12 protein-coding genes and 1 riboswitch are annotated in these 11,874 nt (G+C 54.7%); of the genes, 4 read left to right on the top strand and 8 right to left on the bottom strand.

Translation table 11 applies throughout. The features are described 5' to 3' along the window. The first annotated feature begins 356 nt into the window (after window positions 1-356). Both purH and purD read left to right on the top strand, forming a co-directional pair. On the top strand, window positions 357-1,946 hold the full coding sequence (gene purH / locus ABIB59_RS25800) for a bifunctional phosphoribosylaminoimidazolecarboxamide formyltransferase/IMP cyclohydrolase (RefSeq protein WP_071193740.1): 1,590 nt from the start codon (window positions 357-359) through the stop codon (window positions 1,944-1,946). Window positions 1,947-1,961: 15 nt separating this feature from the next. Further along, window positions 1,962-3,254: a phosphoribosylamine--glycine ligase gene (purD, locus tag ABIB59_RS25805; RefSeq protein ID WP_222557106.1), complete on the top strand. Its 1,293-nt coding sequence runs from the start codon at window positions 1,962-1,964 to the stop codon at window positions 3,252-3,254. Here the strand turns inward: purD and zraR are convergent. Both zraR and zraS read right to left on the bottom strand, forming a co-directional pair. After that, on the bottom strand, window positions 3,251-4,582 hold the full coding sequence (gene zraR / locus ABIB59_RS25810; RefSeq protein ID WP_071193738.1) for a sigma-54-dependent response regulator transcription factor ZraR: 1,332 nt from the start codon (window positions 4,580-4,582) through the stop codon (window positions 3,251-3,253). The genes purD and zraR overlap by 4 nt on opposite strands. Then, window positions 4,579-5,967: a two-component system sensor histidine kinase ZraS gene (gene zraS, locus ABIB59_RS25815; RefSeq protein WP_354037533.1), complete on the bottom strand. Its 1,389-nt coding sequence runs from the start codon at window positions 5,965-5,967 to the stop codon at window positions 4,579-4,581. Before zraS ends, zraR begins: the two co-directional genes overlap by 4 nt. Before the next feature lie 250 nt (window positions 5,968-6,217). Here zraS and zraP point away from each other — a divergent pair, with 250 nt between their 5' ends. Next, window positions 6,218-6,652, top strand: a complete 435-nt coding sequence (gene zraP / locus ABIB59_RS25820) for a zinc resistance sensor/chaperone ZraP (protein ID WP_354037535.1) — start codon at window positions 6,218-6,220, stop codon at window positions 6,650-6,652. A gap of 3 nt (window positions 6,653-6,655) precedes the next feature. Here the strand turns inward: zraP and ABIB59_RS25825 are convergent, their stop codons facing one another. The 6 genes from ABIB59_RS25825 to nudC all read right to left on the bottom strand — a co-directional run bounded on the left by ABIB59_RS25825 (window position 6,656) and on the right by nudC (window position 11,023). After that, entirely contained in the window at window positions 6,656-7,348 is a 693-nt protein-coding gene (locus ABIB59_RS25825; protein WP_039076841.1) for a DUF1481 domain-containing protein, read from the bottom strand. A gap of 13 nt (window positions 7,349-7,361) precedes the next feature. Then, on the bottom strand, window positions 7,362-7,634 hold the full coding sequence (hupA, locus tag ABIB59_RS25830; protein ID WP_035890328.1) for a nucleoid-associated protein HU-alpha: 273 nt from the start codon (window positions 7,632-7,634) through the stop codon (window positions 7,362-7,364). Between the two features lie 186 nt (window positions 7,635-7,820). Next, complete coding sequence (locus ABIB59_RS25835; protein WP_071193735.1) at window positions 7,821-8,411, bottom strand: YjaG family protein; 591 nt, start codon at window positions 8,409-8,411, stop codon at window positions 7,821-7,823. A 42-nt stretch (window positions 8,412-8,453) separates the two neighbouring features. Next, a complete protein-coding gene (gene nfi / locus ABIB59_RS25840) occupies window positions 8,454-9,125 on the bottom strand; it encodes a deoxyribonuclease V (RefSeq protein ID WP_039076843.1) in 672 nt (223 codons plus the stop codon). Between the two features lie 9 nt (window positions 9,126-9,134). After that, a complete protein-coding gene (gene hemE, locus ABIB59_RS25845) occupies window positions 9,135-10,199 on the bottom strand; it encodes a uroporphyrinogen decarboxylase (RefSeq protein ID WP_071193734.1) in 1,065 nt (354 codons plus the stop codon). A gap of 50 nt (window positions 10,200-10,249) precedes the next feature. Further along, window positions 10,250-11,023 carry an NAD(+) diphosphatase gene (nudC, locus tag ABIB59_RS25850; protein WP_039076845.1) on the bottom strand — a complete coding sequence of 258 codons (774 nt, stop codon included), beginning with the start codon at window positions 11,021-11,023 and terminating at the stop codon, window positions 10,250-10,252. 89 nt (window positions 11,024-11,112) lie between these two features. Here nudC and ABIB59_RS25855 point away from each other — a divergent pair, with 89 nt between their 5' ends. Further along, the gene (locus ABIB59_RS25855) at window positions 11,113-11,616 is read left to right on the top strand and encodes an Rsd/AlgQ family anti-sigma factor (RefSeq protein ID WP_039076846.1); all 504 of its coding nucleotides are present in this window, start codon (window positions 11,113-11,115) and stop codon (window positions 11,614-11,616) included. Between the two features lie 53 nt (window positions 11,617-11,669). Further along, window positions 11,670-11,825: riboswitch (TPP riboswitch) on the top strand. Window positions 11,826-11,874: the final 49 nt, after the last annotated feature.

The following is an 11,874-nucleotide window of genomic DNA, read 5'->3' on the forward strand; positions in this document are numbered from 1 at the left end:
GTCAACCCGTTATTTCAGGATTTTTCTCTTCAACCGACCCGGCTGTTTGTGTGAAGTGATTCACATCCGCCGTGTCGATGGAGGCGCATTATAGGGAGTTCTCCGCAGGCCGCAATAGAAAAATTGCAGAAAAATGACTGACTGCTGCATTCCACAGCAAAAGCCCGCCTTATACCCTTTTGCACACAGACTTATCCACAATGCTGCGAAAAAGTGAAAATTCGCGAGCGTTGCGCAAACGTTTTCGTTAAAATGCCCCCGCTAAAACAAGGATGCCCCGTAAGGGGCGTTAGCTGAGTTTTTTGATGAAAATTCAGCTAACGCTCTCTGTAATCGTCAAATCCAGGGGATTTACCATGCAACAACGTCGTCCAATCCGCCGCGCGCTGCTCAGTGTTTCTGACAAAGCCGGTATCGTCGAATTCGCCCAGGCACTTTCTGCACGCGGTGTGGAACTGCTATCTACAGGGGGCACTGCCCGTCTGTTAGCTGATAAAGGCCTGCCGGTGACCGAAGTTTCCGATTACACCGGTTTCCCGGAAATGATGGATGGACGCGTTAAGACCCTGCATCCGAAAGTGCATGGTGGGATCCTTGGCCGCCGCGGCCAGGATGATGCCATCATGGCTGAGCACAGCATCTCTCCTATTGATATGGTCGTTGTTAACCTTTATCCGTTTGCCCAGACCGTTGCCCGCGAAGGCTGTTCTCTGGAAGATGCAGTAGAGAATATCGATATCGGCGGCCCGACTATGGTGCGCTCGGCGGCGAAGAACCATAAAGATGTCGCCATCGTTGTAAAGAGCAGCGACTACAACGCTATTATTGAAGAGATGGATGCCAACGAAGGCTCCCTGACCCTCGACACCCGCTTCGACCTCGCGATTAAAGCCTTTGAACACACCGCCGCCTACGACAGCATGATCGCCAACTATTTTGGCAGCATGGTGCCGGCCTATCACGGCGAGACAAAAGAAGCCGCCGGCCGCTTCCCGCGCACCCTGAACCTGAACTTCATTAAGAAGCAGGATATGCGCTACGGCGAAAACAGCCACCAGCAGGCAGCCTTCTATATAGAAGAAGAGATCAAAGAAGCCTCTGTTGCGACCGCGCAGCAAGTTCAGGGCAAAGCGCTTTCCTATAACAATATCGCCGATACCGATGCTGCCCTGGAATGTGTGAAAGAGTTCAGCGAGCCGGCCTGCGTTATCGTTAAACATGCTAACCCATGCGGCGTAGCGGTCAGTTCCTCTATTCTGGATGCTTACGATCGCGCGTACAAAACCGACCCGACCTCCGCGTTCGGCGGTATCATCGCCTTTAACCGCGAACTGGATGCGCAGACCGCGCAGGCTATTATCTCCCGCCAGTTTGTAGAAGTGATCATTGCACCGTCTGCGACTGAAGAAGCCCTGAAGATCACTGCCGCGAAACAGAACGTCCGCGTACTGACCTGTGGTGAGTGGACCGCACGCGTCCCGGGTCTTGATTTCAAACGCGTTAACGGCGGCCTGCTGGTTCAGGACCGCGATCTGGGTATGGTGACCGAAGGCGAACTGCGTGTTGTTTCCAAACGCCAGCCGACCGAACAGGAACTGCGTGATGCGCTGTTCTGCTGGAAAGTGGCGAAGTTCGTGAAATCCAACGCTATCGTGTATGCCAAAGAGAACATGACCATTGGCATAGGTGCAGGTCAGATGAGCCGCGTCTACTCCGCGAAAATCGCCGGGATCAAAGCAGGCGATGAAGGTCTGGAAGTGAAAGGTTCCGCGATGGCCTCTGATGCGTTCTTCCCGTTCCGTGATGGTATTGATGCCGCTGCCGCCGTTGGCGTGAGCTGTGTGATTCAGCCTGGCGGTTCTATCCGTGATGACGAAGTGATTGCCGCCGCCGACGAACACGGTATTGCGATGATCTTCACCGACATGCGTCACTTCCGCCATTAATTTTCGGAGCAGACAATGAAAGTATTAGTGATTGGTAACGGCGGGCGCGAGCACGCGCTGGCATGGAAAGCGGCACAGTCACCGCTGGTCGACACCGTTTTCGTCGCACCGGGCAACGCAGGCACAGCGCTGGAACCCACGCTGCAAAACGTCGCCATTGGCGTAACCGATATTCCGGCGCTGCTGAGCTTTGCTCAAAGCGAGAAGATTGATCTGACCATCGTTGGCCCGGAAGCGCCGTTGGTGATTGGCGTTGTGGATGCGTTCCGTGCCGCAGGCCTGAAAATCTTCGGCCCAACCGAAGGCGCTGCTCAACTGGAAGGCTCTAAAGCCTTCACCAAAGATTTCCTCGCGCGTCATAACATTCCGACAGCGGAATACCAGAACTTCACAGAAGTGGAACCTGCGCTGGCCTGGCTGCGCGAAAAAGGCGCTCCGATCGTTATCAAAGCAGACGGTCTTGCTGCCGGTAAAGGCGTGATCGTGGCAATGACGCTCGAGGAAGCCGAAGCGGCCGTCAACGACATGCTGGCTGGCAACGCCTTTGGCGACGCAGGCCACCGTATCGTTATCGAAGAGTTCCTCGACGGTGAAGAAGCCAGCTTTATCGTGATGGTTGACGGTGAGCATGTGCTGCCTATGGCGACCAGCCAGGATCATAAACGCGTCGGTGATGGCGATACCGGTCCGAATACGGGCGGTATGGGCGCTTACTCCCCCGCTCCGGTGGTGACGGATGAAGTCCACCAGCGCACTATGGAGCGTATCATTTGGCCGACCGTTAAAGGTATGGCCGCCGAAGGGAACACCTATACCGGCTTCCTGTATGCCGGTCTGATGATCGACAAACAGGGCAACCCGAAGGTTATCGAGTTCAACTGCCGCTTCGGCGATCCGGAAACCCAGCCGATCATGCTGCGCATGAAATCCGATCTGGTGGATCTGTGTCTCGCAGCCTGCGATGGCAAGCTGGATGAGAAAACCTCCGATTGGGATGAGCGCGCGTCTCTTGGTGTCGTTGTTGCTGCGGGTGGTTATCCGGGTAATTACAACACCGGTGACGAGATCCACGGACTGCCGCTGGAAGAAGTGGCGGATGGCAAAGTCTTCCACGCCGGCACAAAGCTTTCCGACGATGACCGCGTTCTTACCAACGGCGGTCGCGTGCTGTGCGCGACTGCGCTGGGCAACACCGTTGCCGAAGCACAGAAGCGTGCATACGCCTTAATGGAAAATATCCAGTGGGAAGGTAGCTTTAGCCGTAAAGATATCGGTTATCGCGCAATTGCCCGCGAGCAAAATAGCTAACGGCTGAGCTTTGCCAGCAGCGTTTTGCGCGTAATGCCCAACTGACGGGCGGCTTCTGTTTTGTTGCCGCCCGTTTTTTCGAGCGCAGCCAGGATCGCTTCTTTCTCTACATCGACCAGCGGCTGAATAACATCATCGCCGTGTGGCGCGTTCGCAATCGGCGTACCGACAATCGCCAACGGCAGCTCGCGCTCAGAAATAAACTCTCCGGTCAGCAAGACCACCGCCCGTTCAATCGCATTCTCCAGCTCACGAATATTGCCCGGCCATGTGTAGTGAATCAGCAAGTCCATCGCCTGCGGCGTAAATCCCTGTACCGCTTTACGGTTACGCTCGGCGTAACGTTGCAGGAAATAACGCGCCAGCGGAGGGATATCTTCCCTGCGTTGACGCAGCGGCGGCATGTCGATAGTCACGACGTTCAGGCGGTAGTAGAGATCCTGACGAAAACGCCCGGCGCTAACCTCCCCGGCTAAATCCCGGTGGGTGGCGGCAATCAGCCGTACGTCAACCGAAAGAGTCTGGTTGCTGCCCACGCGCTGCACTTCGCGCTCCTGAATCGCCCGCAACAGACGCACCTGCATTAACGGGGAGATATCGCCGATCTCATCGAGGAAGAGCGTGCCGCCGTCTGCTTCAACAAAGCGCCCGTCCCGACGTTTGTCCGCGCCGGTGAACGCGCCTTTCTCATGGCCAAACAGCTCCGACTCCAGCAACGACTCGTTGAGCGCCGCACAGTTGAGGGTAACCAACGGCCCGTGGCTGCGACCACTGCTGGCGTGCAGCGCACGTGCGACCAGCTCTTTCCCGGTTCCCGACTCGCCGTGAATCAATACCGTCGCATCGGAGGGGGCCACCAGGGCGATATTATTCAGCAGCGCCCGCATCGCCGGGCTATCCCCCACCATGCCAAACTGAGCAGCGGGGGTGCCTGCTACGGGGGACTCGCTCAGCCGCGTGTGCGCCAACGCCCCGGACAGCGTCTGCTGCAACTTGTCAAAGTCCAGCGGCTTGATGAGATAGTCCAGCGCACCGGATTTCAGCGCCTCCACTGCGGTATCGACGCTGGAGTACGCGGTCATGATCAGAACGGGAATCGACGGATTCAAGGTTTTGATCTCTTTCAGCGTTTCGATACCGTCCATCTCCGCCATGCGAATATCGCAAAGCACCAGATCAAACACCTGCTGACGTACCTGTTCCAGCGCCTGTACGCCGTTATGAGCCAGCGCAACCCGGTATCCCCAGCCCCGCAACAGCGCCTGTAAAATAGTGCAGTGGCTGATGTCATCGTCCACCACCAGAATATCGACCTGCCCGCCACTCATCCTTGTTCATCCTTCTGTTGCCCGTTGACCGGCAAAAAGAGAGTAAATACCGCGCCCTTGCCGGGAGCACTCCCGGCATGAATTATTCCGCCGTGCTGCTCAATAATATTCTGCACGACGGCCAGGCCAAGCCCGGTGCCGTCGGCTCTGGTGGTGTAATACGGCGTGAAGATGGCCTGTAACTGTTCCGCCGTCATCCCCTTACCACTGTCCGCAACGCTTACCTTAACTCGCCCGTCGCCACTTTCGTTCGCTGCGACCGTAATTACGCCATCGTGATCAATGGCGTGGATAGCATTAAGGTAGAGGTTCAGCAGCACCTGCTTCAAACGATCCGGATCGGCCTGGATGCGGCATAGCTCTGGCTGCGGGGTGAAATTGAGCATAATCGCCCGACTGGCGGCATCCTGGCTAACCAACCGAAGCGAATGTCTAATCACTTCATTCAGATCAACGGACTGGTAGGTTAAATGGGCCGGACGCACCAGTTCCAGCAGCTCGCTAACGACCCGGTTCAGACGATCGGCCTCCTTCGCCATCACCTGGGCCAGTTGATGCGCTTCTCCATCAGGCGGAGTGCGTTCGGCAAAATACTTTGCCAGCCCCTTGATGGAAGACAGCGGGTTGCGGATCTCATGCGCGACCCCTGCGGCCAGATGCCCAAGCGCCACCAGCTTTTCTTTACGCGCCATCGCCTCCTGCAATTGTTTACGCGAATGCTGATAGCGGCGAAACCAGAACTGGCTCAACACCGTTGCAATCATTACCACCCCTGCCGCGCAAAGCATAATGACCATATTGCGCAGGCCACGGGCATTAGCCGTGTCCAGTTCGCGCGTATCAAAGGCAATGAAAATCACCTGCGGTAGCCCGGCACGCTGTACGGCAGATTCGCGGGGCACCATACGCATATGATGCCCACCACCGCTGTTTAGCGGGCGAAATTGACGATAAATCTCCAGAGCCGGTTCCGGCTGTTCGAGCCGCCGCCAGCGTTCCTCCTGGTCAATCTTCAGTTCATGCATCGTATCGGCGGAGTACAGTGTCCCGCCAACCTGGTTCGGATCACTATGGGCAAGAATTTTGCCGTTCTCATCCGTCACCGCAAACCACAGCACGCCAGGCTGCCAGGCCATCTCCTCCAGCAGTGCCTGGAGTTGCGTATGATGCATACGCATACCCAAGCCCACGCGGGTTCCGGACTCCAGGGCACGAATCAACACGCTGCCTTTCTCCTGGATAGTCTGCCGCGCGGCCTCATTTTCCCGGCCATAATCACGCACGATAAGCGCGGAGAACAGGCACACCAGTAGCAGAATAAAGCCGGTCAATAGCCAGCTCAGGCCCACGGCGACGGAATCCTTCGACAACCGCATCATGTTCATTACTACTCCCTTTATTTGCTGCTCCCGTTCACGCAGCAGAAATCATGCCATTTTTCTGCCACGGCAAACCTGCCTCCTGCCATAAACCCTTAAGGAAAACGAGTAAAAATGACCCGCCTCGCCCACATCGTGAGTCATTTTTACTCGCCCCACCGGCCTGTAGCACGACAATACCCCTATATTCTGCTGGTCTCTCATCCTGGCATGGAAGATGCAAATCACTAAATAACGACAACCAGGAGAATGAACCATGAAACGGAACCAAAAACTGACGCTGACACTCATTACCCTCGCCGCGCTGACTTTAGGTAGCAGCTCAGCATGGGCAAGGCACCACTGGAACAACGGCAACGGGATGGACCCGCAGGGCTATAGCCAACTGACCACCGAACAACAGGCTACTGCCCGGAAGCTGCATAACGATTTTTATGAGCAAACCCGTGCGTTACGTCAGCAACTCACCTCAAAACGTTATGAATACAATGCGTTATTAACCGCAGATAAGCCGGACAGCGTAAAAATAGAATCCACAGCTCAGCAGATAGAGACGCTAAGCCAAAAACTGGACCAACAGCGAGTCAAGTTTGATATCGCCTTAGCACAGGCAGGGATTCCTCGCGGTGAAGGCATGGGACACGGAAGTTGTGGCGGGGGCCGCGACCATATGGGAATGAATCACGGGTAAAACTTAGAAACTTTTCTCAGTTGGCTGCCAGGTACAAAAATCCTCATTGGCCACCAGCAGCAACTGAGATCCTTCGGGACCTTCCAGCCACGCTACGCTCACTTCCGCCGATGAATGATTCTGCCGACGCTCTATATGGCTGATAGCCAGAGAATCGAGGTCGGGTTTGATGGTTTGACCTTCGCATGTTGTAACGGAACCATTGGCATGCCAACGGCCCTGGCGCAGCACTACACGCCCCAGACGCAATGCGTCGCTGGTCTGCCGGAGCTGGTTCGCACGATAACGGTAGAGCGCGACCTGATCGCTGGAAAGCTGCTCTTTCTGACCATTGACTTCACGCTGCATGAAACTCAGCTCGCCGTGGTCATCAAAGCGCACACGGATGTGTTCCGGTGTTTTACCGTAGATATTGAGTTCAATCAGCCGAAGCTCATCGCCCTGCCAGCGGTATTCACTTAAAGAGGTATTCCCGTTGTGCCACGGGCTAAAAGCGGCGAGAAGATGGGTCTCGCTGTCTGAATCTTTGCGCCAAAGGCGCTCTGCTCCCTGGTCCCCGGCATAGCCGCTGGCGGTGAAGGGGGGGAGTGAGGAGTTGTGGCTACAGGCAGTTAATAACAGCACGCCCGCCAGCACCCGTGACCGGCGCCAGAAAGACAAAAGGGGCCGCAAAGCCCCTTCGATAAAACTGTTCACTGCCACGCCTGTCTTACTTAACAGAGTCTTTCAGTGCTTTACCAGAAACAAACGCCGGTACGTTAGCTGCGGCGATTTTGATTTCTTTACCGGTCTGCGGGTTGCGGCCAGTACGCTCAGCGCGGTGGTTCACTTTGAAGGTACCGAAACCAACCAGTTGTACAGCATCGCCTTCTTTCAGAGACTCAGTAATCGCAGCCAGGGTGGATTCCAGAGCAGCTTTCGCTTGCGCTTTAGACAGATCAGCCTTGTCTGCAATTACATCAATCAGTTGAGTCTTGTTCATAAGTTATCCTTTCAATGTGTTTATCGCTTGCTAAGCATCGAGTGCGACGGAAATGCCAGAAAAGCACTCTCCTGCATACACGCACCGATAGCCACTTTTTTTCGCCCCCCAAATGTAGACCAGACGGGGGTGCGAAGGGAAGCCTCCCAGGACGACAAAACAGGCGTTAAATCACGTTTTGTTGTCTCATTGCTGCAAATTTATACCGATATTACTGTCCCCGGCCTCACGCAGGTCTGCGCGCAGGCCTTTGATCAGTTCAATATCGCGTTCTTCACAAGCAGCCAAAAGGCGGAAAATCTCCCACTGAATGTCCCATTCCTGCTCCACCGCTGGGTTTTCTTTGAGCTCTTCGTCGGTCATTTCGCGACCTGCGTGAGTCATTTCCAGCATCGCAACGGTGGTAATAGACGTCTTGCTAACCTCAATCGCGTACTCTGTCGATTCACCGCTCAGGAGAGCATGAATAAGATCGCTTAGCGCCACACAAGCATCAATCGCCGGGTAGACACCGTACATATCGTAGTCGTCAGCCGAAGGAATTGCCTCTTCCAGTTTCTCAAGCTGGTTATCGAAATTCACCTTTGCATCTTTTACCGTCAGCGTTTCCCACACCAAATCGAGAATGCGGCGATAAAGCTGCGGGTCGCCAAACTCCGTTTCCTGGCAGAACATGGCGTAATTGGGATACATGCGCTCGCAAAGAGAGGCCATAAACGTGACGTGCTGCCACGTTGCCAGCTTCTCCAGACGCAGGTGAATCGGGTTTTGTAACATGATAGGTTCTCTGATGCAGAAATTAGCGGCAGTGTACCTGAATCAACGCTGAATTTCCTGCCAACGCGCGAATGCAGGGCGGCCCGATGCGACAGCGTCGGCCCAACGGGTCGGTTCAGGCAGCCGATAGCCTTTCATGCAACGCTGCACCCAGGCCAGCGCGGTATCCGTGCTCACCCGATGCCCTGTCGCCACGAAAAGAGGGTTACAGCGCGCTTTACTGCGCCAGACCCATGCCAGTTGCTCGCCTTTGTCCATCAGCGGCGCCAGGGCGCCCGGTTCGTCAGAGAGTGGCTCAAACTTACCGCACAGCCGTTTTTTCGCCACGCCAATGGTTGGCACATCCACCAGCAGACCAAAGTGGCTGGCAACCCCCAGACGACGGGGATGCGATATTCCATGGCCATCGACAAATAGCAGATCCGGTTTTTGTGAGAGTTGCTCCCACGCCGCAAGCAGCGCGGGATATTCACGAAAAGAGAGAAAGCCGGGGATATAAGGCATCGTGGTCGCAATACGCGCCACTTTATACTCAACCAGTTCCAGTTCAGGCCAGGTCAACAACACCATCGCGGCACGCGTCACTTCGCCGCCTTGCTCAAACCCTACATCCGCACCGCCGATCAGAGCGGGAGGATCTTTTTCCAGACGATCCTCACGGGAAACAGAAGAGGCCAGTTCAATTTGTTGAGCGCGTAGCGACGCGAGATCCATAACGACTCCTTACTTGTGATACTGGGCTGAGAGTCTGTGCACCGCCTCCACAAATACGCCAGCATGTTCTGGCGGCACATCCTGATGGATGCCGTGACCGAGGTTGAACACATGCCCTTCACCCTGACCGAAACCAGCAAGTATAGACGCCACTTCGTCTTCGATGCGGGCAGGTGCGGCATAAAGCATCGAAGGATCCATGTTGCCCTGCAGTGCCACTTTGTGGCCGACACGGCGGCGTGCATCGCTGATATCTGTCGTCCAGTCGAGACCCAGAGCGTCACAGCCCGTCTCCGCCATCGCTTCCAGCCACTGCCCACCACCTTTGGTAAACAGCGTCACCGGTACGCGTTTGCCCTCGTTTTCACGCAGCAGGCCGTCGACGATTTTATGCATGTAATAGAGCGAGAACTGCTTGTAATCGCGCCCGGTCAGCACACCGCCCCAGGTGTCGAAAATCATCACCGATTGGGCACCGGCTTTGATCTGCGCGTTGAGGTACAGGGTGACGCTGCTGGCCAGCTTATCAAGCAACAAATGCAGGGTTTGCGGTTCGGCGTACATCATCTTTTTAATGACGGTAAAGGCTTTACTGCTGCCGCCTTCCACCATATAGGTCGCCAGCGTCCACGGGCTGCCAGAGAAGCCAATCAGCGGCACTTCACCTTTCAGTTCACGGCGAATGGTACGCACGGCGTTCATGACGTAACCCAGTTCCTGCTCCGGGTCCGGCACGGGCAGTTTTTCAACATCCGCACGACAGGTAATGGGAGAGGTAAAACGTGGGCCTTCGCCCGCCTCGAAATAGAGCCCTAATCCCATCGCGTCCGGGATGGTCAGGATGTCGGAAAAAAGAATGGCCGCATCCAGTTTGTAGCGACGCAAAGGCTGAAGGGTGACTTCGCACGCCAGTTCGGCATTTTTGCACAGCGACATAAAATCACCCGCCTGCGCGCGCGTCGCTTTGTACTCCGGGAGATAGCGACCAGCCTGACGCATCATCCATACTGGCGTCACATCCACGGGCTGGCGCAGAAGTGCGCGAAGGTAGCGATCGTTTTTTAATTCGGTCATGTTTACAGTTCCTTATTGCGTCAGCCCGCCAGTGTAACACTACTCGTTCTTTACTCGTATTCTGCCCGGCACTGCGCCACCGTATCTTCAATCAAACGACGGGCAACAGTACCAGGCGGAGGCAGCAGCGGCAGGTCGTCGTAGCGGTACCAGCCCGCATCGAGCAGCTCTTTAGGATCGATAACAATCTCCCCGCTGTCATATTCCGCCATAAAAGCCGTCATTAGTGATTGCGGGAAAGGCCAGGGCTGCGAGGTGATGTAACGCAGGTTTTTCACTTTGATGCCGCTCTCTTCCATCACTTCACGTGCGACGGCCTGTTCCAGCGTTTCGCCCACTTCGACGAAACCGGCCAGAACGGTGTAAATACCATTGCGATGACGGGTGTGCTGAGCCAACAGGATTTTATCATCGCGGCGAATGGCAACGATAATGCAGGGCGCAATCTGCGGGTAATAACGTTCGCGGCAGTGGTCACATAACATGGCCCACTCTGTCTTGCTGGGGTGCATAGTATGTCCGCAATACCCACAAAACTTATGTGAGCGGTAAAACTCAGCCAGTTGAACACCGCGCCCGGCCAGTTGAAACAATCCAGCATCCTGTTCAATCACCTGGCGGACAGTTCCCATCTCCTGCCGACGATTCTGGCGGATCATCCACACAGGTTCGCCTTCCCATTCGCCTATCTGGAGTGCGCTTTGCCCCACAAGATCGAAATTTCCTGCATTACCGAGTGGTAATTCTCCCCCGGGCAACCATAATTTTTGTTCATGGCTTACGATCCACCAGCCATGATCTGATGACTCGATAATACGATGCATTTGTTTGCACTACCTTAGCTTTACTGGCATGTTGTTAACATTATTATTACATTTGAGCGTTTTTTAATCTTAATATTGCGGAGTCAATTATGCTAAACCAGTTAGCAACCCTGGCGGAACGAATTGGAGGAAGTAACGAACTGGTCGACAACTGGCTGTATAACCGAAAACAGCTACTGGTTCATTACTACAACCTGGTTGGCATAACACCTGGAAAAGGCTCGTACATGCAGCTGAATGAAAAAGCGCTGGACGAATTCTGTCATAACCTGGTTGAATACCTTTCCGCCGGTCATTTTAATATTTATGAACGGATTATCGGTGAAATGGAAGGGACCAGCCCACTTTTAGCCTCCACGCAGATTTACCCTCTCCTCGAAGCCAATACCCTGGAAATTATGGAGTACTACGACTCCAGCCTGGAAAATGCTATCGATGATGACAATTACGCTGAATTTCAGCAGGCGCTGTCTGATATCGGCGAAGCGCTTGCAGCCCGCTTTTCGCTTGAAGACAAGTTGATCATACTGGCATACGACAACAATCTTAAAGACGGCGCCAACGACGAAAGTGGAATGGCGCGTCCTGCTTGAGTTCTTTCTGATTAACGCGTAGTTTAAAAAACAGTCCCCGTCTTCGGACGGGGTTTTTCTTGTCGGAGTGCCTATATTTCCACAAAAGCATTCGCGATGCTCTAAGAGGCGGCGCGAAGGATGAAGTGGAAAAGGCTGAGACCGTTAATTCGGGATCCGCGGAACCTGATCAGGTTAGAACCTGCGAAGGGAACAAGAGTAATCCATTCACATCAATCACCCTTGCGGTGATCTGTTGTTATTACTCCATCCGTCGTC

Origin of the sequence: Citrobacter sp. UYEF32, assembly GCF_040546205.1 — a bacterium.
Taxonomy (GTDB): domain Bacteria; phylum Pseudomonadota; class Gammaproteobacteria; order Enterobacterales; family Enterobacteriaceae; genus Phytobacter; species Phytobacter diazotrophicus.